Origin of the sequence: Kineococcus endophyticus (genome assembly GCF_040796495.1) — a bacterium.
In the GTDB taxonomy this organism is placed as follows: domain Bacteria; phylum Actinomycetota; class Actinomycetes; order Actinomycetales; family Kineococcaceae; genus Kineococcus; species Kineococcus endophyticus.
In genome coordinates this window covers 71,796-98,315 of record NZ_JBFNQN010000005.1, presented here as the reverse complement: position 1 = coordinate 98,315, position 26,520 = coordinate 71,796, and the positions used below count along the sequence as shown (strand labels likewise).

Sequence of the window (26,520 nt, the reverse complement as noted above, 5' to 3'; positions counted from 1 at the left end):
CTCGCGTTCAGGTCCGGGCGCTCGCGCCGTCCGTCCCGACGCTGCCCCCGGCCGCGCCCGAGACGTGGTGCAGCAGAGCCTGTCCGTAGGCGTCTGAGGCGTCGCGCGCCTCGAACGCGTCGGCGCCGTCCTCGTCGAGCAGCAGCACCCGGTACAGCGGACCCTCGGCGTCGGCGCGGCGTTCCAGGCGCGTGAAGCGGTCGCCGAGCAGGTCGCGCAGCTGGTGCTCGGCCGGCAACCAGCACGCCTCGGGCTGGTCGACGGAGTCCAGGGCCCACTCCGTCGTCCCGTTGAAGCCGATGACGCGGCCCGTCGGGTGGTCGTGCACCTCGACCGTCATGTCGGACAGCGTGAAGACGTCGGCGTCCATGTCCCGGTGGGGGATGACGAAGCGGTCCCCGGAGGCGGGGTGCCACGCCAGGCCGGCGTCCTTGAGGCGCAGGGCGAGGTCGAGGGAGATCACCCGCCCAGCATGGACCCCCGCCGCACGCCCCGTCGTGCCGGAACGGTCCGGGCACGGTAGGAACGTCCACCATGGACGCCAGCTCTCTCGACCTCGACGCCGCCCGCGAGCGGCTCCTCACCATGCAGCGCGACCTGCAGACCACGATCGACGACCTCGTCGCCCGGCTGGAGTCCGGCAGCACGCCGGACGCGGCCGAGGGCGGGCAGGACGCCGGCGACATGGGCGCCCACGAGCAGCAGGCCGCCGAGAACGAAGGCCTGCTGGAGGGAGCGCGCCGACGCCTGGACAGCGTGCACGACGCCCTCAAGCGGATCGAGGACGGCACCTACGGCGTCTCCGTGGTCTCCGGGCAGCCGATCCCGCCCGAGCGCCTCGAGGCGCTCCCGGACGCGGCGACCCTGGCCGGGGAGAAGCTCTAGGTCAGCGCAGCCGCTGCAGGCTCCGGTGGTCGTCGGCGGGCCGGTCCCCGTCGACGACCGCCAGCACCGACATCGAGTCCAGCCGCACGTCCCCGGCGGTCGTGAGGAAGGCCGTGTCCGCCGCGTCCCGTCCCGCGCTGATGCGGACCAGGGACGGGCGCGGGGCCAGCCGGGTGGCGTCGACCACCTCCCACGACCCCCGCGGGGCGGCTTCCACGACGGCGTGGAAGTCCATGGGGGACAGGCCCGGCGCGTAGACGGCCACCACCCGGGCGGGCACGTCCAGCGCGCGCAGCAGCGCGGTGGTGAGGTGGGCGAAGTCGCGGCAGACGCCCTGCCGGTCCACGAAGGTCTCCAGGGCGCCGTCGGTGGGCGTGCTCGACCCGCTGACGTACGCCGTCCGGGCCCCCACCCACTCCGCGACCGCGCGCGGCAGGTCCTCGCGGGGCACCGAGGCGAACTCCGCCGCCGCCGCCCGCGCGAGCCGGTCCGAGGGGCAGTACCGGCTGGGCCGGGTGTACTCCCAGCGCTCGGCCGGTGTGAGGGCTGCGGGGTCGCCGCCCTCCGGCGCCACCGAGGCCTCGTAGAGGACGCCGACGTCGCCCGCGGGCAGCGTGGTGTGGTGCAGCACCGTCCCGTCGGGCAGGACGTCCGCGTCGACGGCGACGGGCCCGTCGGGTCCGGTGACGACCAGCTCCTCCGAGCGCACCGGGACGCCGGGGCGGCGGGCGACGGCGACGAGCAGGCTCGCCTCGGTCGGGCGGTCGGCGTGGAGCTGCAGGTGGACGCGGACGGAGGTGCGGGACACGACACGATCCTGCCCGAGTCCGCCGGGCGCGCCCGCCGCGAGGTGCGGGGTGCGGAGCCGGCTCCTACCGTGCGACCCGTGCGCATCGTCATCGCCGGAGGACACGGGAAGATCGCCCAGCTGCTCGGCCGCCTCGCCGCCGACCGCGGGGACGAGGTCGTCGGGCTCGTCCGCAACCCCGACCACGTCGCGGACCTCGGCGCGCTGGGGGTGACGGGGGTGGTGCGCGACCTCGAGGGGCTGACGGCCGGGTCCGACGGACCGGACGTGCTCGCCGAGGACCTGCGGGGCGCCGACGCCGTCGTGTTCGCGGCCGGTGCCGGCCCGGGCAGCGGAGCGGCGCGCAAGGACACCGTCGACCGGGGCGCCGCGGTGCTCCTGGCCGACGCCGCCGAACGGGCCGGGGTCCCCTCGTACCTGCTGGTCTCCTCGATCGGCGTCGACCGCGTCCGCGACGGGGCGACCCCCGAGGACCTCGACGAGGTCTTCGTCGCCTACCTGCGCGCCAAGCTGGCCGCCGAGGAGGACCTCCTGGCCCGCCCGGGGCTGCGGGTGGTCGTGCTGCGACCGGCGGGGCTGCTGGACGACCCCGCCACGGGCCGCGTCCGGTTGGACCCGGCCGTGGACGGCGGCACCGTCCCGCGGGCCGACGTGGCGGCCGTCGCCCTGGAGCTGCTCGACGGGCTCGTGGCGGGGCGGTCCCCGGCGCGCGTGCTGGGACTGGAGTCGGGGCAGACCCCCGTGGCGGACGCCGTCGCCGGAGCCACGGCGGGCGCCTGACGCCCCACCAGCCGGACGCCCCGCCAGAGGGCACCCCGCCAGCCGGTCACCCCGTCAGCCGGACACCCCGTCAGCCGGACACCCCGTCAGCCGAACGCCCGCCGGGCGTACGCGAGCGCGAACAGGGCCAGCGCCACGAGCGCGGTCCGCAGGGCGCGACCGGGGGTGCCCCGGTGGGCCCGGGTGGCCCGGGAGTCCGAGCGCAGCCACCGCGCGGGGACCCGGTCCAGCACCAGACCCAGGCCGGCTGAGAGCACACCCCAGACGACGCCGACGCCGAGCACGGCCGGGACCGTCAGGAGCAGCAGGACGTGCGGGACGGGGGAGCCCGCTCCGCCCGTGCTGCCGGCCCCGGCGGCGGCCACGGCCTGCACGAGCAGCCCCGCCGCGGCCAGCGCGAGGAACTCGGTGTCCGTGGGCGGCCGGGGGACCCGGCGCAGGAGCACGGCGAGCAGGCCGGCGGCCGCGAGGGCCACGAGGACCACGCCGGCCGCCGGCACGGCACCACCGGTGACGGGGAGCCGCTGCCCGAGGGCGGCCGCCCCCCACACGGCGACGGCGAACCCCAGGGCGAGGGGCAGGGTCAGGACCCGCCCCGGCCGTCGGCCGGCCGGGCCCAGGACGGTGCCGGCGAGCGCCGCCAGGCAGACCTGGGCACCGAAGACCGCGGCGCTCGGCGCCGTGAGCAGGGCTCCGGCACCGAGGAGGAGGACGAGCAGTCGGCGCCCCGTCGCGGCCGGCCCCGGACGTCCTGCGGGGGAGCGGGTCACGACGAGCAGGACGGCGGCGGTGACCGCCAGGTCACCCGGACCGGGCGGGGCGGCGGCGAGCGCGGCCAGCGCGAGGACGGCCACGACGACGGCCCGCCGGGTGCCCACGACGCGTTCGGCGACCAGCCACGTCCCGACGACGACGAGGGCCGTGACGGCCGGCAGGACGACCGCCTCGACGGTCCCGGGCGTCAGCGACCACGCCCGGGCCAGGCCCGAGCCCCAGGGCGTGGCCGCCGCACCGGACGCGGCCCCGCCGAGCGGGGTGAGGACCGCGACGGCGACGGCGTGCACCGTGGCGGCGACCCCCACGCGGTCGGTCCGGGGCCGGCGTCGCAGCGTCAGCCGGGCCAGGAGCGCGACCGCGGCCGCGAGCACCGCCGCCCGCAACCAACCGGGGGACGGCACGTCCCCCAGCGCGTCCACCCAGGCCAGCGCGGGCAGGGCGAGCAGCGGCAGCCGGGGCAGGGCCGCGCGCAGGGCGCGGGTGGGGCGGGGCGGCGGTGCGCCGGGAGGCGCCAGGGCGCCCCGGCCCACGACGGCGAGCACCAGCAGCGCCAGCCCCGCGACCGCGACGGCGGGACCGCCCGGTCGCCACCCGGCACCGTCGGCCAGCCGGAACAGGCCGGTGACCAGGACCAGGCCGCTGGCCGCGGCCAGGACGACCCGTCCGACCGGGTCGGGGACCGGGACGCGCAGCAGGTGCAGCACGGGCAGGCCCAGCACCGTCACGGCGGTGAGCAGGGCGAGGGCGGCCAGCGGCGCCGGCAGCGGGACGCCGAGGACGAGCAGCAGCGTGCCGACGGCGGCGACCCCCAGCAGCAGGGGGCCGGCGCCGGGCCGGACGGGAGGACGGGGGCCGAGCGGGCGGCGGTGGCGGGGTCGACGACCCCTCGGGCGCCGGTCCGCGGCGCGCGGGGACGACCGGGTGCGCACGACCTCGAGGCGGTCGGGGTGGGGCGCCAGACCCGGCCCCCACCCCGTGCCGGTGCCGGTCCCCGCGGGTGGGGTCGCGGCGGACAGGGTGAGGGCGGCGCGCCCGCGCGCGGCGGCCGGCAGGGTGGGGTCGCTGCGCAGGACGGGGTAGCGGTCCACGCGGCGGGCTCCTCTCCACCCGGGACGGGGCGGGTCCCTCGTCCGTCGCGTGACGGTAGGAACGGTCCCGTGCCTGCGGCAACGCGGAACCGGTCAACGATCGTCACGCAGTGTGATGAAGGTCGCCCGCCCTGCGCAGTGCGGGACGTTGCGGGACTCGTCCCCGCTCGGGCTGGAAGCGTTGCGGCGCAGAGGGTCGACCCCGGATCGGGGGACGAGGCGAGGTCGGGCGGCGAAGTCCACCCGAATGCCAGCCGCCGTCCGGGCATGACGCACCGTGAGCAGGCCCCGGCCGTCCGGTGCCCAGGCACCGGACCCCGGCCCGCGGCGGGGGCCCCGTGCGGGAGACTTGGGGTCCCGACCGCTCCCGCCGCTGGAGGAACCACGTGCCCGCCCCCGACGACGCACCGGCCCGCACCGGACGTGCGCTGCTGCTCGAGAACATCCACGCCGACGCCCGGGCCCTGCTGACCGAGGCCGGCTGGGACGTGGAGACCGCGTCCGGGGCGTTGGACGAGGACGAGCTGCTCGAACGCCTCGACGGGGTCCAGCTGCTCGGCATCCGCTCCCAGACGCAGGTGAGCGCCGAGGTCCTGGAGAACGCCCCGGACCTGCGCGCCGTCGGCGCCTTCTGCATCGGCACCAACCAGATCGACCTGTTCGCCGCGGCCACCCACGGGGTCGCCGTCTTCAACGCGCCGTACAGCAACACGCGCAGCGTCGTCGAGCTGGCCCTCGCCGAGATCATCGCCCTCACCCGCCGGCTCACGGTCAAGGACCGCGCCATGCACGAGGGTGTCTGGGACAAGTCCGCCGCCGGCTCGCACGAGGTGCGCGGCCGCCGGCTGGGGATCATCGGCTACGGCAACATCGGCTCGCAGCTGTCCGTCGTGGCCGAGGCGCTCGGCATGAGCGTCTTCTTCTACGACCGCACCGACAAGCTGGCCCTCGGCAACGCGCGCCGCTGCGGGAGCCTGCACGAGGTCCTCGAGGTCGCCGACGTCGTGACGCTGCACGTCGACGGCCGCAGCAGCAACAGCGGCTTCTTCGGGGAGGAGGAGTTCGCCCGGATGCGACCGGGTTCGATCTTCCTCAACCTCTCCCGCGGGTTCGTCGTCGACCACGTCGCGCTGCGCCACCACGTCGAGTCGGGGCACATCGCGGGCGCGGCCATCGACGTCTTCCCCACCGAGCCCAAGGGGTCCGGGCACGCCTTCGAGTCCGAGCTGCGCGGGCTGCCCAACGTCATCCTCACCCCGCACGTCGGCGGATCGACCGAGGAGGCCCAGGAGGACATCGGGCGCTTCGTGGCCGCCAAGCTGCGCGACTACGCGCTGCACGGCGCGACCACCCTGTCGGTGAACCTGCCCACCCTGGGGGCCGAGGCCACACCCGGGACGGTCCGGCTGGCGCACCTGCACCGCAACGTGCCGGGCGTGCTGGCCGCCATCAACTCCGTCCTGGCCCAGGCCGGGGTGAACATCGAGAGCCAGCAGTTGGCCACCCGCGGCGACCTGGGCTACGTCGTCACCGACATCGCCGCCCACGCCTCCGACGAGGTCGGGCGCCTGCTGCGCGAACTGCCCGAGACCGTCCGGGTGCGGCAGCTGGGCTGAGCGTGGTCCTCGGGGTCCCCGTCGTCCACGTCGTCGTCGTCTCCGACACCCACCTGCCGACGCGGGCGAAGGACCTGCCCGCGCCGGTGTGGGCGGCGGTCGAGGCGGCCGACGTCGTCGTGCACGCCGGCGACTGGTGCGACGAGGCGACCGTGCTGGCGCTGCAGGCGCGGAGCCGGCGTCTCGTCGGCGTCGCGGGCAACAACGACGGTCCGGACGTGCGGGCGCACCTGGCCGAGACGGCGGTCCTCACCCTCGAGGGCGTGCGCTTCGGGGTCGTGCACGAGACGGGGGACAAGGCCGGCCGCGAACGCCGGTGCGACGCCGCGTGGGCGGGCACGGTCGACGTGCTCCTGTTCGGGCACAGCCACATCCCGTGGGACACCACGACCCCGCGCGGGGTGCGGCTGCTCAACCCCGGCTCGCCCACGGACCGCCGGCGGCAGCCCACGGGGACCTGGATGGAGTTCGACGTCGCCGACGGCCGGCTCGGCGAGGTCGTCCTGCACCGGGTCCCGCGGGCACCTCAGAGGTAGATGTCCACCCGGCCGGCGGGGTGCTGCGGGTCGGCGGGCCCGACCTCCACGGCGTCCCCGGCCGTGGGTCGGCGGATGACCATCGCGGGGCGACGGCGGCGCTCCCGGCCGGACGCGTCGCCGGTCGTGCTGCCGGAGGGGGTCGGCGCAGGCGTGGTGACGGCCTGCGAGCCCCAGGTGGCGCTCTCGAGGCTGATCATGTCTGCCCCATCGACCGTCACGATCCGTAGCTGAGACGGTCGTCGGCGTTCACCCGATCGGCCGAGCCGGGGCCGTTCCCCTCACGCTGCGCGCGCCGCCGCCCACGCTCCCGGCCACGCCTGCGCCAGCAGCTCGTAGGACGCCACCCGCTCGGCCTGGTCGTGGACGTTCGTCACGACGAGGAGCTCGTCGGCGCCGGTCCGCCGCGCCAGCCGGGCGAGTCGTCCCGCCACGTCCTGCGCCGTCCCGGCGAGCAGGTGCTCCCCGAGCCGGCCCGCGGTGTTCCGCTCGGCCAGGGTCCACCGGTGCGCGGCGGCCTCCTCCGGGGTGGGCAGCGGCGCGGGCGCCCCGAGGCGCAGCCGCACCGTCGCCAGCGTCGCGGCGCGGGCCAGCTCCTCGGCGCGGCCGGCGTCGGCCGCGACGACGGCGGCCACGGACAGGAGGGCGTGCGGTGCGGGACGCGCGGCGGACGGGACGAAGGACTCCCGGTAGGCGCGCAGCGGCTCGGCCGGGTCGAGGACTCCGAAGTGCCCGGCGTAGGCGTAGCCCGTCCCGAGTGCGGCGGCGACGCGGGCCCCGTGGTCGCTGGAGCCCAGGACCCACACCGGCGGCAACGGCACACCGGTCGGCATGGCGGTGATGCCGGCGAACGGGTGCCCGGGAGCGAAGCCCTCGACGTGGCCGCGCAGCTCGGCGTACTGCTCGTCGAAGTCGTCGGCCGCCAGGGCCTGCCGGGACCGGCGCAGCGCCAGCGCGGTGCGCCCGTCCGTGCCGGGAGCGCGGCCCAGCCCCAGGTCGATCCGGCCGGGGTGCAACGCCTCGAGCGCGCGGAACGTCTCGGCGACCTGCAGCGGGGAGTGGTTGGGCAGCATGATCCCGCCGGCTCCCACGCGCAGGGTGCTCGTCGCGGCGGCGACCGCGCCGATGAGCACGGCGGGCGCCGAGACCACCGCGGGGGAGCCGTGGTGCTCGGCGACCCAGTAGCGGTGGTACCCCAGTCCCTCTACGGCCCGCGCGAGGTCGACGCTGTCGCGCAGCGCGGTCGCCGGCGGTCGCCCGGACGTCACCGGTGACAGGTCCAGGACGGACAGCGGCACGGGCTGGGACTCGGGGTGCGACTCGGGGTGGGACGTGGGCGCGGAACTCACAGGGGCATGTGTCGCAGCCCGGGGCTACTGTCGTCAACCGTGCCGTCAGAACGTGCCCAGGGCAATCGAGTGCCGACGGGGTGGTTGCGGCGGCTGGCCGGGTACTGCGCCCGGCACCCCCGCGACCTGGCCCTCTCCTTCGGGGCGGCTGTCGTGTCCTACGTCGTCACCGCCCTCGTCCCGCTCGTGGTGCGCCACGTCGTCGACGACGTCATCGGCCGTCCCGTGGGAGCGGGTGGCTCCCTGTGGCCGTGGGCGGCGCTCCTCGTGGCCGCGGGCCTGCTCGTCTACGCCCTCGGGTTCGTCCGCCGGTACACCGCGGGACGGCTGTCCCTCGACGTCCAGTACGACCTGCGCAACGACGTCCACGCCGCCGTCCAGCGGATGGACGGCCGCCAGCTCGACGCGCTCTCGACCGGTCAGGTCGTCAGCCGGTCGATCAGCGACGTCCAGCTCGTCCAGGGCCTGCTGGCCTGGTTGCCCAACGTCACCGGCAACGCCGTCCTGTTCGTCGTCTCGCTCGTCGTCATGGCGACGCTGTCCCCACCGCTGACGCTCGTGGCGCTGGCCACCGGTCCGGCCCTGTTCTGGATCGCCTGGCGCAGCCGCCGGGACCTGTTCCCCGCCAACGCCGCCGCGCAGGCCCGCACGGCCGAGGTGGCCGCCCGCGTCGAGGCCGCCGTCACGGGGGTGCGCGTGGTCAAGGGGTTCGGCCAGGAGGCCGCCGAACTGGCCCGCCTCGAGCGCACGGTCGGTGAGCTGTTCACCGACCGGATGCGCGTCGTGCGCTACAACTCCCGCTACGGCCCTGCGCTGCAGGCGGTCCCGGCCCTCGGCCAGGTCGGGGTGCTGCTGTTCGGTGGCTGGCTCGCCCTCACCGGGCACCTGACGGTCGGCACGTTCCTCGCCTTCTCCACCTACCTCGGCAGCATGGTCTCGCCGGTGCGCCAGCTGGCCGGTCTGCTGACGATCGGGCAGCAGGCCCGCGCGGGGGTCGAGCGGGTGCTGCAGGTCGTCGACACCCGGCCCACCGTGCTCGCGCCGCGGCGCACGCCCGCCACCCCGCTGCCCGACGGCCCGCTGGGCGTCCGCTTCCGCGGGGTCGGGTTCGCGCACGCGCCCGACCGCCCCGTGCTGCGCGACGTCGACCTCGAGGTCCCCGCCGGCGGGACGCTGGCGGTCGTGGGGACGGCCGGATCGGGCAAGTCGACGCTCACGGCCCTGCTCGACCGCTTCCACGACGTCGACGCCGGCAGCGTCGAGGTCGGCGGTGTCGACGTGCGGGACCTGGACCCGCAGGACCTGCGCCGGGCGGTCGGCATGGTCTTCGAGGAGACGTTCCTGTTCTCCGACACCGTCCGCGCCAACGTCGCCTACCCCGTGCCCGACGCGGACGAGGAGGTCCTGCGGGCGGCGCTGCGCACCGCCGCGGCCGACGGCTTCGTCGACGACCTCGACCACGGCTGGGACTCCCTCGTCGGCGAGCAGGGGCTGACGCTGTCCGGCGGGCAGCGCCAGCGCATCGGCCTGGCCCGCGCCCTCGTCGCCGCCCCCCGCGTGCTGGTGCTCGACGACGCGACGTCGGCCGTCGACCCGACGGTCGAGCAGCGGATCCTGTCGGCCCTGGCCACGCAACGACCGGCGGGGCAGACCGTCCTGCTCGTGGCCCACCGCCGCTCCACGCTGCGGCTGGCCGACCGGATCGTCGTCCTCGACGGCGGCCGGGTCGTCGACAGCGGGACCGAGGCCGAGCTCGCCGCGCGCTGCCCGGTGTTCCAGCGGCTGTTCGACACCGGTCCCGACGAGGCGCGGGGACCGGTGCCCGCGCCCCGGCGTCCCGACCGGCCCGCGGGTCGGGACCTCGGGGGCACGGGCGGGTCCGCCGGCGCCGGCAGGACGTCCGCCCCCGCGGCCGGCGGTCTGCCCGTCGCGCCCGAGCTGGCCCGCCGGATCGCGGCCCTCCCGGCCCTCGACGTCTCACCCGACGTGGACGTGGCCGACGTCGAGCGGCAGGACCCGCGGTTCTCCCTCGGCCGTCTCCTGCGCCCGTTCCGGTGGGCGCTGGTGGCGGGCATGCTCCTGGTCGCCGGTGACGCCCTGGCCCAGCTCGTGCTGCCCCAGCTCGTCCGGTCCGGGCTCGACGACGGGGTGGCCCGGCAGGACCTGCGGGCGCTGCTCGTCGCCTCGGGGATCGCCGCGGTCGTGGTCGCCCTGGACTGGCTCGTCACCGTCGGCCAGGGCCGGGTCACGGGGCGCACCGGGGAGCGCCTGCTCTTCACGTTGCGGCTCAAGACGTTCGCCCAGCTGCAGCGGCTGGGCCTGGACTACTACGAGCGCGAGCAGGCCGGCCGCATCATGACGCGGATGACGACGGACGTCGACGCGCTCTCGCAGCTCCTGCAGAGCGGCGTCGCGCAGACCCTCGTCAGCCTGCTGTCCCTGGTCGGCGTCTTCGTGGCGATGTTGCTGCTGGAACCGGAGCTGGCCGTGGTCGTCCTGGCGGTGCTGCCGGTGCTCGTCGTCGCCACGCTCCTGTTCCGCTCGCGGTCGCGGCCGGCCTACGTCGAGGCCCGCGAACGCGTCAGCGCCGTCAACAGCCGGTTCCAGGAGTCCGTCGCGGGTGTGCGCGTCAGCCAGGCGTTCGTCCGCACCGACCAGGACGCCGAGGGCTTCCGCGAGCGGGGGTGGGCCTACCGGCAGTCGCGGCTGCGGGCCCAGCGGTACATCGCCACGTACTTCCCGTTCGTGCAGTTCCTCAACGAGGCCACCGCGGCGCTCGTCCTCGTGGCGGGCGGGGCGATGGTCCGCGACGGCCGGATCGCGGTGGGGGTGCTCGTGGCGTTCCTGCTGTACGTCGACCTGTTCTTCGCCCCGGTGCAGCAGTTGTCACAGGTCTTCGACGGGTACCAGCAGGCAGCGGTCGGCCTGCGCCGCATCCGCGACCTCCTGCGCACGCCGACGACCGTGCCCGCGGTGGCCGGCGCGGCCCCGGTCGGGCGGCTGCGCGGCGACGTCCGCCTCGAGGGCGTCGAGTTCCGCTACCAGGGCACCGAGCGGCCCGCGATCGCCGGCGTCGACCTCCACGTGCGCGCCGGGGAGACCGTCGCCCTCGTGGGGGAGACGGGCGCCGGCAAGTCGACGGTCGTCAAGCTCGTGGCGCGGTTCTACGACCCCACCGCCGGCCGGGTGCTCGTCGACGGCACCGACGTGCGCGACCTCGACCTCGCGGGGTACCGGCAGCGGCTCGGCGTCGTGCCGCAGGAGGCGTACCTGTTCGACGGGACCGTCGAGGAGGCCATCGCCTACGCCCGGCCCGACGCCACGCCCGAGCAGGTGCGGGCCGCCGCGGCCGCGGTGGGGGCCGACGCCGCGATCGCCGCGCTGCCGGGCGGCTACGGCTTCGTCGTGGGGGAGCGGGGCCGGAACCTGTCGACGGGGCAGCGCCAGCTCGTCGCCCTGGCCCGCGCCGAACTCGTCGACCCGGACGTGCTGCTGCTCGACGAGGCCACGGCCGCGCTGGACCCCGCCGCGGAGGCGGCCATCGCCGCGGCCAGCGACGCCGCGGCGAGCCGGCGCACCACGATCGTCGTCGCCCACCGGCTGTCGACGGCGGCGCGAGCGGACCGCATCGTCGTCCTCGACCGGGGCCGGGTCGTGGAACAGGGTGCCCACGACGAACTCCTGGCGGCCGGCGGCGTCTACGCCGCGCTCTGGGCGTCGTTCGTCGCCGGTCGTGCCGCAACGGCGTGACCTACCCCGTGGCGGGCCGTCGAAACGGCGTGCCCCGCACTTTCGGGTCCGCGTGCAGGAGGGGCCGGACCGGAGCACGCTGTGATCCATGAGCAGGAGCAAGACGACGCAGCGTGACGAGACCTCCGGACGGCTCTCCGTCCACCACGGGGACCACGGCGACCGGGGGGAGCGGGCCGAGTCGCCGCAGCAGATCCCGCGGAGGGGTTGGCTCGCCGTGACCAAGCGGGCGTGGGCCGAGGCCAAGGAAGACCAGGTGCCGCTGCTGGCGGCCGGGGTGGCGTTCAAGGCGTTCCTGGCGATCTTCCCGGCGCTGACCGCGGCGTTCCTCGTCTGGGGGATCTTCGGGAACACCCAGACGATCGTCGACCAGATCAACGGGATCGAGGCCATTCCGGAAGCGGCCCGGACGTTGGTGACCGACCAGGTCGGTCAGGTCGCCGGCGGCAAGTCGGCCGCCGGCATCACCGCGGTGGTCGCGATCCTGCTGGCCCTGTGGAGCGCCTCCAGCGGCGTCGAGAACCTCATGGCGGCCACGAACCTCGCCTACGACGAGAAGGAGACCCGGGGTTTGGTCAAGCGCAAGGGGACGGCCCTGCTGCTGACGGTCGGCGCGATCCTCTTCATGCTGCTGGCCATCGCGTTCATCGGGGTGGTGCCCGTCCTCGTCAGCGCGCTCGGCGCCGGTGGTGCGGTCAGCGTGGTGGTCAACGTCCTGCGGTGGGTCCTGCTGCTCGGCCTCATCGTCGTGGCCCTCGCCGTCGTGTACCGCCTGGCGCCGGACCGCGACGCCCCGAAGGTGAAGTGGGTGTCGGTCGGCGCCGGGGTCGCGACCGTCCTGTGGCTCGTCGTCTCCGCCGGGTTCTCGATCTACGTCACCGTGGCCGGGGACTCCTCCTACGCCAAGAACTACGGCGCGATGGCCGGTGTCGTCATCCTGCTCATGTGGCTGTGGCTGACGAGCTACGCGATCCTGCTGGGTGCCGAGGTCAACGCCGAGTCCGAGAAGCAGACGGACGAGGACACGACCGTCGGCCCGACCGAACCGATGGGACGGCGCGACGCCGTCGCCGCGGACGACAAACCGCGCGAGCGGTGAGGGAGGAGACGACGTGAGCGAGCAGACGGGATCGACGGACGAGGCGGGCGGGCAGGACGGACCCGCGTCGGCCGTGGAACACCTCGAGAACTCGAAGCGACTCGCCGAGGAGGCCCACCAGGGCTGGCAGGACCTCCCCGCGGCGCACGAAGCGGACGACGCCCGCCACCCCGGGGAGCAGGGGCAGCAGGCGCCGGCCGACTAGGTATCCGGGCCGTCGGGTCAGCGCCCGCCGGTGAGCTTGCGAGAACGCTGGGTCGACCCCGGCCCGCCGTACGGGTAGTCGGCGGGTTCGGGGTCGCTCGCCTCGTCCAGGGCCGCGAGTTCGGCCGCTTCGAGTTCCAGGTCCGCCGCTCCGAGGTTCTCGGTCAGCTGCTGCGTCGTGCGCGCCCCGAGGATGACCGAACTCACGGCGGGTTGCGCCGACAACCACGCCAGGGCGATCTGCGCCATCGGCACGCCCCGCTGTTCCGCGACGCTCTGGACGGCGTCGACGACGGCCCACGTGCGTTCCTGCGCGTTCCGCTTGGCGTACGCCTCGACCCCGCGGTCGGGGTTCTCCCCGAGCCGGGTCGCTCCCGTCGGCGTCGTGTCCCGGGTGTACTTGCCCGACAACCACCCGCCGCCCAAGGGCGACCACGGCAGCAGCCCGAGGCCGTTCTCCTCCGCCGCGGGGACGATCTCCCACTCGATCTCGCGCACCAGCAGGTTGTACTGCGGCTGCAACGTGACGGGCGGGGAGTACCCGCCGGCGTCGGCGACGTCGACGGCCTTCTGCAGTTGCCACCCGGTGAAGTTCGACAACCCGACGTGGTGGACCTTGCCCGCCCGGACGAAGGAGTCGAGCGTCGCCAGGGTCTCCTCCAGCGGGGTCCACGGGTCCCACGCGTGGACCTGGTAGAGGTCGACGGCCTCGACGCCGAGACGGCGCAGCGACGCGTCGAGCGCGCGGGTCAGGTGCCGGCGGGACAGGCCGACGCCGTTGGGTTCCTGCGAGGTGGGGAACCGGCCCTTGGTCGCCAGCACCACGCGCTCGGTGACGTCGGCCGGACGGTCGGCGAGCCAGGCGCCGATGATCTCCTCGGAGACACCGCCGCTGTAGACGTCGGCGGTGTCGACGAGGGTTCCGCCGGCGGCCAGGAACGTGTCGAGCTGCTCGAAGGAGACGTCGCGGTCGCTCTCGCTGCCGAAGGTCATGGTGCCGAGCGCGAGGTTCGACACCGAGGTTCCGCTGTTGCCCAGGGTTCTGTACTCCATGGGCGCATCCTGCCCCTGGTCCGGCCCGAGCGCCCCTGACACCATGCGGGGGTGGAAGCGAATCCCGTCGCCGGCGTCCCCGCGTTCGACGTGCACGTCCGCGGGACGGTGTTCCTCGACATCGTCATGACGGGGCTGGACTCCGAACCGCGGCTGGGCACCGAGGTCTGGACGTCGGGCATGGGGTCGTGCCCGGGCGGCATCGCGAACATGGCCGTGGCGGCCTCGCGGCTGGGGTTGTCGACGTCGTTGTCGGCGGCGTTCAGCACCGACGCGTACGGGGAGTTCTGCTGGCGGACGCTGGGGGAGCAGGAGGGCGTCGACCTCTCGACGTCCTACCGGGTGCAGGACTGGCACTCGCCCGTCACGGTGTCGCTGGCCTACGGCGGGGACCGCGCGATGGTCACCCACGAGCACCCCGCGCCCGTCGACGAACCCACCGAGGTGCCCGCGGCGCGTGCCGCCCTCGTGCACCTGGCGGCCGTCCCGCAGCCGTGGGTCCTGCGGGCGCGCGAGCAGGGTTCCCTCGTCTTCGCCGACGTCGGCTGGGACGCCTCGACGCAGTGGAACCCCGACGTCCTCGCCGGTCTGGAGCACTGCCACGCGTTCCTGCCCAACCACGTCGAGGCCATGCGCTACACGCGCACGGACGACGCGGCGGCGGCGGTCGCGGCCCTCGCCGAACGGGTCCCCGTCGCGGTCGTGACGTGCGGACCCGACGGGGCGCTGGCCGTCGACGCGGGGACGGGGGAGCAGGCCCACGTGCCGGGCCTGCGGCTGGACGCCCTCGACGCCACGGGCGCCGGGGACGTGTTCGGGGCCGGGTTCCTCACCGGGACGCTCGCCGGCTGGGGCCTGGCGGACCGGCTGTCCTTCGCGAATCTCTGCGCGGGGTTGTCGGTGCAGCAGTTCGGCGGGTCGCTCTCGGCGCCGGGGTGGGGGGACATCGCCGACTGGTGGTCGCACCTGCGACGGGGGCCGCGGCCGTCCGCGACGGCGCAGCTGGTCGTGCAGTACGGGTTCCTCGACGGCGTCCTCGCGGCCCACCCGAGCGGGACGGACCGGGCAGTCCGCCGGGCCACCGCGACCCTCGCGGTCGGCAACGACCTGCCGAACGGGGGACCCCGAAGCATCTAGCTGACAGTGCGTGTATATCTAGATACCGTCGGTGACGTGACCACACCTCACCGCCGCCGCGCGGCGAGCCGTGTCCTCGCCACGGCCCTGCCGTTCGCCCTCGCCGTCCCCCTCGGGCTGGCCGCCGCCGCACCGGCGTCCGCCGCCGAGACGCCTCCGCGGGCAGTGCTTCTCGCGACCCGGCCCACGATCACGTCGCCGGCCCCCGTGTCCGTCGTTCTCCTCGGAGCCCCGTTCAGCCACACGTTCACGGCGACGGGCGACCCCGCCGTGCGCTGGAGCGTGCGCGGATCGCTGCCCCCGGGCCTGACGCTCGATCCCGTCACCGGTGTGCTCTCGGGCGTCCCGACCTCGACCGTGGCGTTGAGCCTGTTCACCGTCACCGCCACCAACAGCGCCGGGTCGGCCAGCCAGACCGCCACCATCGCCACCGTCCTGCCCGGGACGGCGACGCCGCCGCCCGGTGCGGCCCCCGTCATCACCTCCGCCCCGCCCGTCGCCGTCGTCCTCGGCACGGCCTACCGCCACCAGTTCACCGCCACCGGGACCCCGGCGCCGACCTGGTCGGTCGGCGGCACCCTGCCGTCGGGCCTGACGCTGGACCCCGTCACCGGCGTCCTGTCCGGCACTCCGTCGGCCATCGGGACGTCCGTGTTCACGGTGACCGCGCGCAACTCCGCCGGCAGCGCCGCCCAGACCGCCACCCTCGTCGTGGTGGGGAGCCGCACGGCCCCGTCCATCACGCCTCCCCCCACCCTCGTCGCGACCGTCGGCACGCCCTTCGCCTACGAGGCGACGGCCACCGGCGTCCCGGTGCCCACGTGGTCGGTCGAGGGCGCCCTGCCCGCCGGCGTGCGCATCGACGCCGCGACCGGGGTCGTCACCGGAACCCCCACGGTCCCGGGGACGAGCACGGTGACGCTCGTCGCCACGAACTCCGCCGGCAGCGACCGGAAGCCGCTCACGGTCGTCGTCGCCGCGGCCGGGTCCACCCCCGTCACCGACGCGACCCGCACGGTCGTCGGGACGGTCGGGGCGCCGCTCACCACGACGCTCACCGCCAGCGGCACCCCGCGGTGGGCCGTCACGGCGGGGATGCTGCCGCCCGGCCTCGCCCTCGACGCGGCCACCGGGACGGTCGGCGGCACCCCGACCGTGGCCGGGACGAGCGTCGTCACCCTGTCCGCGACGAGCGCGGCGGGAGTCACCCCGGTCGAGGTCACCTTCGTCCTCTTCCCGGTGCAGCTCGCGGCGACCCCGCCCGCCGGCACGGCGCGCTACGCGGGCGCCGACCGCGTCGGGACCGCCGTCGACGTGTCCCGCAAGCTGTTCCCGCAGGCCGGCTCCGCGCGCGCGGTCGTGCTGACGACGTCGGAGAAGTACGCGGACGCGCTCGCCGGCGGCCGGCTGGCCAGCGCCAACGGCGGCCCGCTCCTGCTCACGCCGTCGGGAGCGCTGTCGGCCGACGTCGCCGCCGAGGTGAGCCGCGTGCTCGCCCCGGGCGGCACCGTCTTCGTCCTGGGCGGGGAGACCACGCTGACCCCCCAGGTCTCCGCGTCGGTCTCCGCCCTGCCCGGCGGTTACCAGGTCGAGCGGCTCGCCGGTCCCGACCGGTTCGCGACGGCCGCCGCCATCGCGACCGAGGTGGCCGAGTTGTCCGCGGGTGCCCCGGGGCCGGTGTACCTCGTCAACGGGCAGAACTTCCCCGACGGGCTCGCGGTCTCCGCGCTCGCGGCCCGCACCGGTGGCGTGGTCATGCTGACCGACGGCACCGCGCTGCCCGCCGTCACCCGGGCCTACCTGCAGGCCGTCGACCCGACGGGTGCGCGGACCGTCCCGGTGGGCGGTCAGGCCGAGGTGGCCGCCGCGGACCTGCCGACCGTCGCCGCCCGTGCGGCCGTCGCCCAGGCGCTGTCGGGGGCCGACCGCTACGACACGGCCCGGCTCGTCGCGGCCCAGTTCCAGGGCGGGACGGGCGTCCCGGTCGTCGCCGCCGGCCTGGCCACGGGGGAGAACTGGCCCGACGCCCTCGTCGGGGCAGCCGCCCTCGGAGCGCTGAACTCCCCGCTGCTGCTGACCCCCAGGGCGCAGCTCGACCCGGCCGCGCAGACGGCGATGGCCGGCCTGAACGCCGTGAGCCCGGTCTCGGTGGGGCTCGTCTTCGGTGGTGAGCCGTCCCTGTCCGCGAGCACGATGGCGAGCTTCGCCGCCCTGGTGCCCGCCCCGGTGACGGGCACGACGCCGTGAGCGGCGGCATGATCGCCGTGTGACAGGACGGGTGAACGAGGAGCGTCCAGGGGCCGCCCCCTTCGTCCCGGAGGGGGCGGACCTGGACGCGCTGCGGCAGGCGGCACCGACGTGCCGCGGGTGCGAGCTCTGGGAGCCCGCGACCCAGGTCGTCTTCTCCGCCGGCGCCCCCGACGGCCGCCTCGCGCTCGTCGGGGAGCAGCCGGGCGACCAGGAGGACCGGCGCGGGGTGCCGTTCGTCGGGCCCGCCGGGCGGTTGCTGCAGAAGGCCGTCGCCGAGGCGGGGATCGACCTGTCGACGACCTACGTCACCAACGCCGTCAAGCACTTCCGCTTCACGCAGACCGCGCCGGGGAACCGGCGCATCCACGCCACCCCCGACCAGGGCCACGTCACCGCGTGCCGGCCGTGGCTGGCCGCCGAACTCGCCGTCGTCGACCCCGACGTCATCGTCTGCCTCGGAGCGACGGCGGCCAAGGCGTTGCTGCCGAAGGACTTCCGCGTGACCAAGCACCGCGGGCAGGTCTTCACGCTGACGACCACGCGGGGCGAGAAGACGTTCATGGGCACGATCCACCCCTCCGCCGTCCTGCGGACGCCCGAGACCGAACGCGACGCGGCCTACGCCGGGCTCGTCGCCGACCTGCGCACCGCGGCCGCCGTCCTGGGCTGACCGGGTCCGGGCACGGGCTCACCCCGTGCCGCTCGGGCGGCGCTCAGCGCGTCTTGCATGTCCTGACATGCAGCTAGCATGGATGCACGATGGACACCGCACGCAGCTCAGCCCCCGCCCGCGTCCCCGGCACCCCGCCCGCGGCCGACCGCGTCTACGCGCACGTCAAGCAGGCCGTGCTCGACCGCACGCTGCCCGGCGGGCACCTGCTCACCGAGGGGGAGGTCGCCGACGAGCTCGGCGTCTCGCGCACCCCGGTCCGCGAAGGGCTGCTGCGGCTGCAGGCCGAGGGGCTGGTCCGCCTCATCCCCAAGCGCGGCGCCCTCGTCGTGCCGGTCTCCCCCCAGGAGGTCGAGGACGTCCTGGAGGCCCGCGAGCTCGTCGAAGTGCACGCCGCCCGCCGCGCGTGGACCGTGCGCTCCGAACTCGTGCACCGGCTGACGCCGCACCTGCTGGCCATGCGCCGGGCCGCGCCCGGCGCCGCGACGTGGGACTTCATGGCCGCGGACCGCGCCTTCCACGCCGAGGTCGTCCGCGCGGCGGGCAACGAGGTCCTCGCCGGGGTCTACGACTCGCTCCGCGACCGGCAGATGCGGATGGGCGTCCTGAACCTCGTCGGGTCCCCGGAGCGGACCGCCGTGGCGCTCGCCGACCACGAGGCCCAGCGCGAGGCGCTGCTCGGCGACGACGAGGCCGCGTGGACCGCCCTGGTGCGCGAGCACGTGCGCCACGCCGGGGACCGGCTGCGGGCGGTGCGCGCGTGAGCCGCCGCGCGCCTGCCGTGCGCGGGGCGTGGCTCGTCTTCGCCGTCGGCGCCCTGGCCTACGTCGTCACGGTCGCCAACCGCACCTCGCTCGCCGCCGCGGGCCTGGACGCGCAGCACCGGTACGACATCACGGCCGGGACGCTGTCGAGCTTCGCCGTCCTGCAGTTCCTCGTCTACGCCGCCCTGCAGGTGCCCATCGGCGTGCTCATCGACCGGTGGGGTCCGCGACGGCTCGTGGTCCTGGGCGCCGCCACGATGGGCGCCGGGCAGCTCGTCCTCGCCCTCAGCACGCAGACCTGGCAGGCCGTGCTGGCGCGCGTGCTCGTCGGGGCGGGGGACGCGGCGACGTTCGTCAGCGTCCTGCGCGTGGTGACGAACTGGTTCCCGCCCCAGCGCGTGCCCGTCATGACCCAGCTCGTCGGCCTCTTCGGGCAGCTGGGCCAGGTGTTCAGCTTCGTCCCGCTCGTGGCGCTGCTGCACGGGCCCGGTTGGACGTCCGCCTACACCGGGATGGCCTCCTTCACCCTGCTGGCCACCGTCCTGTCCGTGCTCGTCCTGCGCGACGTGCCGCCGGGCCGGGTGGACCCGCGCGTCACCCGGTCCCTGCGGCAGGTCGGCGGTGACCTGCGGGCGGCGCTGCGGCACCCGGGAACCCGGCTGGGGCTGTGGTCGCACTGGGCGACGCCGTTCTCCGGCAACGCCTTCGCGACGCTGTGGGGTTTCCCGTTCCTCGTCTCCGGCCAGGGGGTCAGCCCCGCCGGGGCCAGCGCCCTGCTGACGCTCTACACGGTGACGGCCGCGGGCACGGGTCCGCTGTTCGGCGCGTTCGTCGCGCGGCACCCCCTGCGACGGTCCTGGCTCGTCCTGACGGTCGTCGGGTCGCAGGCCGTCGTCTGGGCCGCGGTGCTGCTGTGGCCCGGGCGGGCGCCGCTGGCCCTGCTCGCGCTCCTCGTCGTGGTCGCCGCGACCGGCGTGCCGGGTTCGATGGTCGGGTTCGACTACGCCCGCACCTCCAACCCGGCCCACCGCCTCGGCGGGGCGACGGGCATGACCAACGTCATGGGGTTCACGGCCTCGGTCGTGCTGATCCTGCTCGTCGGGGTCCTGCTCGACGCCCAGGGCGCCGGGACGCCCGGGACGTACTCCCTCGGCGCCTTCAAGGTGGCCTTCGCGCTGCAGTTCCCGCTGTGGGCGGTCGGGGTCGCCGGGATCCTCGTCAGCCGCCGCCAGACGCGGGCCCTCATGGCCCGCGACGGCGTCGTCGTGCCGCGCGTCCGCGACGTGCTGCGGGCCCGTGGTTCCCGCACCGGGGCGGGCACGGCATGATGCGGCGGGTGAGCGAGCAGACGCAGGCACAGGCCGGACAGGCGCAGATCGGTGTGACCGGGCTGGCGGTGATGGGCCGCAACCTGGCCCGCAACATCGCCCGGCACGGCTACGTGACCGCCGTGCACAACCGCACGGACGCCAAGACGAAGGCCCTGGTCGAGGAGTTCGGCGACGAGGGCACCTTCGTCCCCGGGTACACGACGCAGGAGTTCGTCGACTCCCTGTCCTCGCCCCGGACGATCATCATCATGGTCAAGGCCGGTGCCCCCACCGACGCCGTCATCGACGAGCTCGCCCCGCTGCTGTCCGAGGGCGACATCCTCGTCGACGGCGGCAACGCCCACTTCCTCGACACCCGCCGCCGCGAGGCCGCGCTGCGCGAGAAGGGCATCCACTTCGCCGGCGTCGGCGTCTCCGGCGGCGAGGAGGGCGCCCTGCTGGGGCCCTCGATCATGCCCGGCGGCTCGGAGCACGCGTACGAGAAGCTCGGCCCGATCCTCGCCGACATCGCCGTCTCGGTCGACGGCACGCCCTGCTCGACGCACGTCGGCCCCGACGGCGCCGGCCACTTCGTCAAGATGGTGCACAACGGCATCGAGTACGCCGACATGCAGCTCATCGCCGAGGCCTACGACCTGCTCCGCCACGGTCTGGGCCGCACGCCGAAGCAGCTCGCCGAGGTCTTCACGACGTGGAACTCCGGTGACCTGGAGAGCTTCCTCATCGAGATCACCGCGCGCGTGCTCGACAAGGACGACCCCACCCAGGAGGGCGTCCCGCTCGTCGACGTCATCCTCGACGAGGCCGAGCAGAAGGGCACCGGCCGCTGGACGGTGCAGACCGCGCTCGACCTGGGCACGCCCGTCTCCGGCATCGCCGAGGCCGTCTTCGCCCGCGCGCTGTCCGGCCACGCCGAGCAGCGCAAGGCCGCCCAGCCCGTGCTCCCCGGCCCGGCCGGTGGCGCCGAGGGCTCCGGCGGATTCGTCGCCGAAGCCGACGCCGACCAGTTCGTCGACGACGTCCGTGCGGCGCTGTACGCCTCGAAGGTCGTCGCCTACGCGCAGGGCTTCGACATGATCCGCGCCGGTTCCCAGGAGTACGGCTGGGGCGTGGACCCGGGCGCCATGGCGACCATCTGGCGGGGCGGCTGCATCATCCGCGCCAAGTTCCTGGACCGCATCAAGGACGCCTACGCCAAGAACCCCGAGCTGCCGTCGCTGCTGCTGGACCCGTACTTCGCCGACGCCGTCGCCAAGGGCCAGGAGGCCTGGCGTCGCGTCGTCGTGCACTCGGTGACCGCCGGCATCCCGGCGCCCGGGTTCGCCTCGGCGCTGGCGTACTACGACGGCCTGCGCCGGGAGCGCTCCTCGGCGGCGCTCGTGCAGGGCCTGCGCGACCTGTTCGGGGCGCACACCTACAAGCGCGTCGACCGCGACGGGTCCTTCCACGTGGAGTGGTCCGGCGACGGGTCGCAGTCGCAGGGCTGAGCACCTCGCCTGCACGACGACGGCGGTGACCCCTCGGGGGGTCACCGCCGTCGTGGCGTCCGGACGGGTCAGCGCGAGGCGTCGACCCGCTCGGCCCGGCGGCTGCGGACGCGGCGCGCGACCGCCCACACGAGGACCCCGGCGATCGCCGCGTAGAACGCGTAGTCGAGATAGTGGCCGTACTGCTCGACCAGCTCGTACTGGGTGCCCAGCGCCATGCCGAGGCCGATGAGCAGGGCGTTCCACAGCCCGCTGCCGGCGATGGTGAACAGCGAGAACTTGACGAGGTTCATGCCCGCCGCCCCCGCGGGCAGCGAGATGAGACTGCGGACACCGGGGACGAAGCGACCGGTGAAGACGGCCATGCCCTCGTGGCGGTGGAACCAGTCGGCCGACTTCGTCACGTCCGAGGCGTCCATGAGGGGGACCCTCGCGGCGATGCGCGCCGCACGGTCCAGCCCGACGGCGTGCCCGACCCAGTACAGGACGAGGGAGCCGAGGTAGGCCCCCAGCGTCGACAGCGCGAACACCGCCACCGCGTTGATGGCGCCCGTCTGCACGAGGAACCCGGCCAGCGGCAGGACGATCTCGCTCGGGATGGGCGGGAAGACGACCTCGAGGAAGCTCAGCAGCCCCACGCCGGGGGCGCCCAGCGCGTCGACGGTGTCCAGGACGAACCCGGTCAGGCCGCCTGCCTGCGCGGCGGTCTCGGCCGTGGTGCTCATGCGTCGGTGTCCTCCGGGGATCGGGGTGGGGGTCCTGGCTCATCACGCAGCTCGTCCCGCAGAACGCGCGAGCCCGCGCAGAAGTGCCGGGCATCGCGGTCGAGGACGAGACGGGCCGGGGCGACACCCCCCGACAAGGCCCGCACGAGCGCCTGCTCGGGCAGCTCCTCCTGCGAGGCGACGAGCAGGGCGTTGCCGTACCGGCGGCCGCGGAACATGCCCGGTTCGGCGAGGACCGCCGCGTGCGCGAACACCTCGAACGCCGTCGCGAGCTCGGCGCGGGAGTTCGGCATGGGGGGTCTGTCCGCCAGGTTGGCCACCCACAGGCCGCCGGGGGCGAGGACGCGGTCGACCTCGGCCAGGAACTCGGCGGTCTGCAGGTGCGCCGGCACGGTGTCCCCGGCGAAGGCGTCGCGGACGACGACGTCCTGGCTGCCGTCGGGCAGCGGAGCGAGCCCCGCGCGGGCGTCCGCGGCCCGCAGCTTGAAGCCCGCGGGGCCGCTGGCCCCGAAGCTGCGGCGGTAGACCTCGACGAGGTCGGCGTCCACCTCCAGCACGAGCTGGCGCGAGCCCGGCCGCGTCGCCGCGACGTAGCGGGGGAAGGCGCACCCGGCGCCCCCGAGGTGGACGGCGCGCAGCGGGCCGGGGGAGTGCACGGCGTCGAGCACCGCCGCGGTCCACTGGTGGTACTCGAAGACCAGGCGGGTGGGGTCGGCGGTGTCGACGTACGAGCTCGGGACGCCGTTGACGAGCACCGTCCAGCCGTCCGGGTCGTCCGGGTCCTGCTCCAGCCGGACCGTCCCCGTCGCGATGGCCTCCTCGCCCTCGACGGGGGTCGCCGCGGCGCCGGCGGGTGGGCGCGTGCCCCGGGGACGACGGACGGGGCGGGGGCGGTCGGGCACCGGGAGATCCAACCAGCGCCGCAGGCGGGCGGCGACCGCGGGTCGCGGGGAACGGCACTGAAGTTCCGGCGTCCTCCTGCCGAGGAGGAAGCATGTCCACCTTCCTGGAGATGTGCCTGCTGGCGCTGTTCGTGGTGCCGTTCGTGCGCGACCGGCGGGCCCTGCGTCGCCACCTCGACCCGGCCCGCTTCCCCCAGGCCGACCGGCCGCCCGTGGCCTCCGCCCAGCGCCTGCCGCGTCCGTGGGCCCGCCGCCGCTACGTCGAGGACGGCGTCGCCGACGTCGCCGCTTACCTCAGCGAACAGGACCCCGCTCGCTGAACGCTGTGCCGGAACGGTTTCCGGCTGGCGGACGGCTCGTCACCGGCTAGCGTCGTCGCCGTGAGCAGCCACGAGAAGTCCACCGCCTCCGACGCCGAGGAGCCCTCCGCGCTCGAGCGCCGTTCCGCCGACCTGGTGACGCGGTTGCTCAAGGTGGGCATCGACGGCCTCGGCCCGTTCGACAGCGCCGCGAAGGTCGCGAAGGCCGCTCGCGCGGACCACCCGAGCACCGAGTCGGCCGTGCACGCCGTGGTGCGCCAGCACACCAAGCTCGTCGCGGGCAACGGCTTCGTGACGGGACTGGGCGGCCTGTTCACCCTGCCGGTGTCGCTGCCCGCCAACGTCTTCGGGTTCCACGTCCTCGCCGTCCGCGCCGTCGCGGCCATCGCCGAGCTGCGCGGGTACGACACGACGAAGCCCGAGGTGCGCTCGGCCGTCCTCCTCACGCTCGTGGGGGCCGACGCCACCGACGTCCTGAAGTCCGCCGGGCTCCCGACCGGGGGCCGGCTCGTCGGCCTCGTCACCTCCCGCGTGCCGCGGCCCGTCCTCATGCTCGTCAACAAGGGCGTCGGGTTCCGCCTCATCGCCAAGTTCGGCACCCAGGGCCTGCTGCGGCTGCCGCAGCGCGCGCTGCCGGTGGTCGGCGGGGCCGTCGGGGCCGGTCTGGACACCGTGATGTTCCGCCGCATCACCAAGAACGCCGAGAAGGCCCTCCCGCCGCTGACCGGCGGGGCCGCCCAGGCGGTCGAGGGCTCCGCGTGAGCCGGGGCCGCGCGCAGGGCCGCGGGGGGCCCGCGGTCCTGCGCGCGGCCCCCGCTCTGGACGCCCGCACGACGCTGCGCCTGCGGCTCCTGCCGTGGATGGTGCGCGACGCGGCGGCCGGTCGCTGGAGGGGGCAGGGACGACGCCGCCTCGCCGCCGCCGCGCTCGGCACCGTCTACCTCCTCTCGCCCGTCGATGCCGTCCCCGAGCTGTGGACGCCGGTCCTGGGCCTGCTCGACGACGGCCTCGTCGCCGCGTTCGTCGCGGCGTCGGTGCGGTCCGCGACGGCCGACTACGTGCGGTGGGGCGGGCGGCGCGGCCCTCGTCCGGCGTCGTCCCCCGGGACGCCTGGGGACGGGGTCCGGCGCGGGCGTCCCGGGCTCCACAGGCCTGCCGGGGGCTGATCCGGGCCCGTCCTGTGGACGGCTCGCGCCGCAAGCGTCCCGGGCCGCGCAGGGTGGCGCCGTGACCTCCCACCCCGCAGCCCCCGCAGCTCCCCGCCCCGCTCCTCTCGTGGCCGGCGGCCCCGGTGACCTGCTGGCCGTCGTGCCCTACCGCCTCGGCTTCCACCCGGCCGACTCGGTGCTGCTCGTCGAGCTGCGGCGGGCCGATCCGGTGACCGGCCGGCGCACCGTCGGGCTCCTCGTCCGGGGGGACCTGCCCCCGGTCGTGGCGGGCGAGGTCGACCCCGCCGCCGCCCACGCCGCGGCCGAGGCGTGCCTGCGGCTGGTGCGGCGGTCTGCGCGGGCCGGGTCGGAGGTCCTGGTCGTGCTCTACGACTCCTCGGCCCGCCTGAGCGGGGCCGCCCTCGAGCCCGGTCCGGCGGCGGAGGCCGTGCTGAGCGCGGTGAGGTCCGGTCGGCGTGCCGGGAGGGCGCGCCTGGGTGACCAGCTCCTCGTCGGGGCGGGGCGGTGGCGCACGCTGTCCTGCGCCGGGCCCTGCTGCCCCCCGGCCGGGGAACCGTTCGCCGGCGGGGCGGTCGGCCCGGAGGTCACCGGCAGCGCGGTGCGGCTCCAGGCCGAGGCCGTGTGGCGCGGGTTCGCGGCGGCGCCCGACCGGGCCTCCAGCCTGCCGACCGCGGCCCCCGTCGACCCCGACCGCTGCGCCGCGGCCGCGGCCGCCCGCCGGGAACCGGTCACCCCGGCGCGGGCGCGTGCCCTGGTGGGGGAGTTCGACCGGGCCGTCGAGCAGGTGGTCCAGGGGGCCACCGGTCGCGGCCGGCGGGGTGGTCCCGAGGACTCCCCGGTCGACGACCCCGCGTGGTGCGGGCGGCTGCTGCGCGCCCTGGACCGGCTCGAGGTGCGCGACGCCGTCCTGCTCTCGGGCTGCCGGGGACCGAGCACGGCACCGGCCCGCCGCCACCTGCTGCGCTCCCCGGGCGCCGCCGACTCCGCGGTCGGTGTCGTCCACGTGGGGCGGGCGCTGTCCGGGGAGACGGACCCGGCGCGCGCGGCCGCCGCAGCCGGGCTGGCGGCGCGGGTGGCTCGCTGCGGCGGCACCGACGGCGCCGCGCAGGCCTGGGCCGTGGCGGCGTGGCTGGAGTGGACCGCCGGCCGGTCCGCGCCGGCGGGAGCCTGCGCCGAGCAGGCGCTGCGCGAGGACCCGGACCACCGGCTCGCGGCGCTCGTCGACCACACCGTGCGGCGCGGGCTGGGACCGGCGGGCGAGTCCGGCCCCGAGGTCGGTGCCGACGCCCCACCCGGCAGCACCGGTGCGGGCGGGGTCCGTCGCGCGTAGTACGGTCACGGATCGTCTACGACGTTGGAGGGTGCGGCATGGGGATCGTCGTCGGGTACGTGGCCAACCCCGAGGGGAGGGCCGCGCTGGAGCGGGCCGGTGCCGCCGCGGTCCGGCTCTCCGCACCCCTCGTGGTGGTGCACAGCCGCCGTCCGGGCCGTGAGGTCGACGCCGAGGAGGCCGAGCTGCTCGCTGCGGTCCACGACAAGGTCCGGGCCGAGCTGGCCGAGGCGGGCCAGTCCGTCGAGGTGCGCGAGGTCCCCGACTCCGACGACCCGGCCGACGACCTCATCACCGCGGCCGAGGACTCCGGCGCCTCCCTCATCGTCATCGGGCTGCGACGGCGCACGCCCGTCGGGAAGCTGATCCTCGGCGCCAGCGCGCAGCGCATCCTGCTCGACGCACCCTGCCCCGTCCTGGCGGTCAAGCCGGAGGACTGAGCCGGCCGAGCGTCGGCCGAGCGTCGGTTGGGCACCCGTGCGGTGCCTCC

Annotated in this window: 26 protein-coding genes; 18 read left to right on the top strand and 8 right to left on the bottom strand. The window is 75.8% G+C overall.

The genetic code is table 11. The features are described 5' to 3' along the window. Positions 1–7: 7 nt before the first annotated feature. On the bottom strand, positions 8–463 hold the full coding sequence (locus AB1207_RS08265; protein ID WP_367637536.1) for a pilus assembly protein CpaE: 456 nt from the start codon (positions 461–463) through the stop codon (positions 8–10). 71 nt (positions 464–534) lie between these two features. On the opposite strand from AB1207_RS08265, the gene AB1207_RS08260 reads away from it, so the two are divergent. Continuing rightward, positions 535–885 (top strand): TraR/DksA family transcriptional regulator, encoded by a 351-nt coding sequence (locus AB1207_RS08260; RefSeq protein ID WP_367637535.1) that lies wholly within the window; start codon positions 535–537, stop codon positions 883–885. Position 886: 1 nt separating this feature from the next. Here AB1207_RS08260 and AB1207_RS08255 read toward each other — a convergent pair whose 3' ends face one another. Further along, entirely contained in the window at positions 887–1,693 is an 807-nt protein-coding gene (locus AB1207_RS08255; RefSeq protein ID WP_367637534.1) for a transglutaminase-like domain-containing protein, read from the bottom strand. A gap of 78 nt (positions 1,694–1,771) precedes the next feature. Between AB1207_RS08255 and AB1207_RS08250 the strand changes: the two genes are divergently transcribed. After that, on the top strand, positions 1,772–2,473 hold the full coding sequence (locus tag AB1207_RS08250) for an NAD(P)H-binding protein (RefSeq protein WP_367637533.1): 702 nt from the start codon (positions 1,772–1,774) through the stop codon (positions 2,471–2,473). A gap of 86 nt (positions 2,474–2,559) precedes the next feature. Here the strand turns inward: AB1207_RS08250 and AB1207_RS08245 are convergent, their stop codons facing one another. Beyond that, positions 2,560–4,338 carry a hypothetical protein gene (locus tag AB1207_RS08245; protein WP_367637531.1) on the bottom strand — a complete coding sequence of 593 codons (1,779 nt, stop codon included), beginning with the start codon at positions 4,336–4,338 and terminating at the stop codon, positions 2,560–2,562. A 386-nt stretch (positions 4,339–4,724) separates the two neighbouring features. Between AB1207_RS08245 and serA the strand changes: the two genes are divergently transcribed. Both serA and AB1207_RS08235 read left to right on the top strand, forming a co-directional pair. Beyond that, positions 4,725–5,954, top strand: coding sequence for a phosphoglycerate dehydrogenase (gene serA / locus AB1207_RS08240; RefSeq protein ID WP_367637529.1), 1,230 nt, complete (start codon positions 4,725–4,727; stop codon positions 5,952–5,954). Between the two features lie 2 nt (positions 5,955–5,956). Continuing rightward, positions 5,957–6,490, top strand: a complete 534-nt coding sequence (locus tag AB1207_RS08235) for a metallophosphoesterase family protein (protein WP_367637527.1) — start codon at positions 5,957–5,959, stop codon at positions 6,488–6,490. Here AB1207_RS08235 and AB1207_RS08230 read toward each other — a convergent pair. Together AB1207_RS08230 and AB1207_RS08225 are read right to left on the bottom strand one after the other, a co-directional pair. After that, the gene (locus tag AB1207_RS08230; RefSeq protein ID WP_367637525.1) at positions 6,481–6,690 is read right to left on the bottom strand and encodes a hypothetical protein; all 210 of its coding nucleotides are present in this window, start codon (positions 6,688–6,690) and stop codon (positions 6,481–6,483) included. The two genes, AB1207_RS08235 and AB1207_RS08230, sit on opposite strands and share 10 nt — an antisense overlap. A gap of 81 nt (positions 6,691–6,771) precedes the next feature. Then, on the bottom strand, positions 6,772–7,839 hold the full coding sequence (locus AB1207_RS08225; RefSeq protein WP_367637524.1) for an LLM class flavin-dependent oxidoreductase: 1,068 nt from the start codon (positions 7,837–7,839) through the stop codon (positions 6,772–6,774). Positions 7,840–7,845: 6 nt separating this feature from the next. Here AB1207_RS08225 and AB1207_RS08220 point away from each other — a divergent pair, with 6 nt between their 5' ends. The 3 genes from AB1207_RS08220 to AB1207_RS08210 all read left to right on the top strand — a co-directional run bounded on the left by AB1207_RS08220 (position 7,846) and on the right by AB1207_RS08210 (position 12,893). Beyond that, on the top strand, positions 7,846–11,589 hold the full coding sequence (locus AB1207_RS08220; RefSeq protein WP_437178886.1) for an ABC transporter ATP-binding protein: 3,744 nt from the start codon (positions 7,846–7,848) through the stop codon (positions 11,587–11,589). A gap of 88 nt (positions 11,590–11,677) precedes the next feature. Then, on the top strand, positions 11,678–12,688 hold the full coding sequence (locus AB1207_RS08215; protein ID WP_367637521.1) for a YihY/virulence factor BrkB family protein: 1,011 nt from the start codon (positions 11,678–11,680) through the stop codon (positions 12,686–12,688). A 13-nt stretch (positions 12,689–12,701) separates the two neighbouring features. Continuing rightward, positions 12,702–12,893 (top strand): hypothetical protein, encoded by a 192-nt coding sequence (locus tag AB1207_RS08210; protein WP_367637520.1) that lies wholly within the window; start codon positions 12,702–12,704, stop codon positions 12,891–12,893. 17 nt (positions 12,894–12,910) lie between these two features. Here the strand turns inward: AB1207_RS08210 and AB1207_RS08205 are convergent, their stop codons facing one another. Further along, entirely contained in the window at positions 12,911–13,945 is a 1,035-nt protein-coding gene (locus AB1207_RS08205; protein WP_367637519.1) for an aldo/keto reductase, read from the bottom strand. A gap of 126 nt (positions 13,946–14,071) precedes the next feature. Between AB1207_RS08205 and AB1207_RS08200 the strand changes: the two genes are divergently transcribed. The 6 genes from AB1207_RS08200 to gnd all read left to right on the top strand — a co-directional run bounded on the left by AB1207_RS08200 (position 14,072) and on the right by gnd (position 21,584). Then, a complete protein-coding gene (locus AB1207_RS08200; RefSeq protein WP_367637837.1) occupies positions 14,072–15,082 on the top strand; it encodes a PfkB family carbohydrate kinase in 1,011 nt (336 codons plus the stop codon). A 36-nt stretch (positions 15,083–15,118) separates the two neighbouring features. Beyond that, positions 15,119–17,329 (top strand): cell wall-binding repeat-containing protein, encoded by a 2,211-nt coding sequence (locus tag AB1207_RS08195; RefSeq protein ID WP_367637518.1) that lies wholly within the window; start codon positions 15,119–15,121, stop codon positions 17,327–17,329. A 19-nt stretch (positions 17,330–17,348) separates the two neighbouring features. Then, entirely contained in the window at positions 17,349–18,002 is a 654-nt protein-coding gene (locus AB1207_RS08190; protein WP_367637517.1) for a UdgX family uracil-DNA binding protein, read from the top strand. An 89-nt stretch (positions 18,003–18,091) separates the two neighbouring features. Continuing rightward, the gene (locus AB1207_RS08185; protein WP_367637516.1) at positions 18,092–18,766 is read left to right on the top strand and encodes a GntR family transcriptional regulator; all 675 of its coding nucleotides are present in this window, start codon (positions 18,092–18,094) and stop codon (positions 18,764–18,766) included. Continuing rightward, a complete protein-coding gene (locus tag AB1207_RS08180; protein ID WP_367637515.1) occupies positions 18,763–20,094 on the top strand; it encodes an MFS transporter in 1,332 nt (443 codons plus the stop codon). Before AB1207_RS08185 ends, AB1207_RS08180 begins: the two co-directional genes overlap by 4 nt. Next, a complete protein-coding gene (gene gnd, locus AB1207_RS08175) occupies positions 20,094–21,584 on the top strand; it encodes an NADP-dependent phosphogluconate dehydrogenase (protein ID WP_437178899.1) in 1,491 nt (496 codons plus the stop codon). The genes AB1207_RS08180 and gnd overlap by 1 nt, the downstream gene beginning before the upstream one ends. Before the next feature lie 68 nt (positions 21,585–21,652). On the opposite strand, the gene AB1207_RS08170 is transcribed toward gnd, so the two are convergent. Together AB1207_RS08170 and AB1207_RS08165 are read right to left on the bottom strand one after the other, a co-directional pair. After that, positions 21,653–22,309 carry a DedA family protein gene (locus tag AB1207_RS08170; protein WP_367637512.1) on the bottom strand — a complete coding sequence of 219 codons (657 nt, stop codon included), beginning with the start codon at positions 22,307–22,309 and terminating at the stop codon, positions 21,653–21,655. Then, entirely contained in the window at positions 22,306–23,211 is a 906-nt protein-coding gene (locus tag AB1207_RS08165; RefSeq protein WP_367637511.1) for a spermidine synthase, read from the bottom strand. Before AB1207_RS08165 ends, AB1207_RS08170 begins: the two co-directional genes overlap by 4 nt. Before the next feature lie 92 nt (positions 23,212–23,303). Here AB1207_RS08165 and AB1207_RS08160 point away from each other — a divergent pair, with 92 nt between their 5' ends. The 5 genes from AB1207_RS08160 (at position 23,304) to AB1207_RS08140 (ending at position 26,470) form a co-directional block, all read left to right on the top strand. After that, on the top strand, positions 23,304–23,531 hold the full coding sequence (locus AB1207_RS08160; RefSeq protein ID WP_367637510.1) for a hypothetical protein: 228 nt from the start codon (positions 23,304–23,306) through the stop codon (positions 23,529–23,531). Between the two features lie 60 nt (positions 23,532–23,591). Next, the gene (locus AB1207_RS08155) at positions 23,592–24,293 is read left to right on the top strand and encodes an EcsC family protein (protein WP_367637509.1); all 702 of its coding nucleotides are present in this window, start codon (positions 23,592–23,594) and stop codon (positions 24,291–24,293) included. Continuing rightward, on the top strand, positions 24,290–24,697 hold the full coding sequence (locus tag AB1207_RS08150) for a YkvA family protein (RefSeq protein ID WP_367637507.1): 408 nt from the start codon (positions 24,290–24,292) through the stop codon (positions 24,695–24,697). Before AB1207_RS08155 ends, AB1207_RS08150 begins: the two co-directional genes overlap by 4 nt. 61 nt (positions 24,698–24,758) lie before the next feature. Then, positions 24,759–26,030 carry a DUF4192 family protein gene (locus AB1207_RS08145; RefSeq protein ID WP_367637505.1) on the top strand — a complete coding sequence of 424 codons (1,272 nt, stop codon included), beginning with the start codon at positions 24,759–24,761 and terminating at the stop codon, positions 26,028–26,030. Positions 26,031–26,068: 38 nt separating this feature from the next. Next, positions 26,069–26,470 carry a universal stress protein gene (locus AB1207_RS08140; protein ID WP_367637504.1) on the top strand — a complete coding sequence of 134 codons (402 nt, stop codon included), beginning with the start codon at positions 26,069–26,071 and terminating at the stop codon, positions 26,468–26,470. The last annotated feature ends 50 nt before the right edge of the window (positions 26,471–26,520 follow it).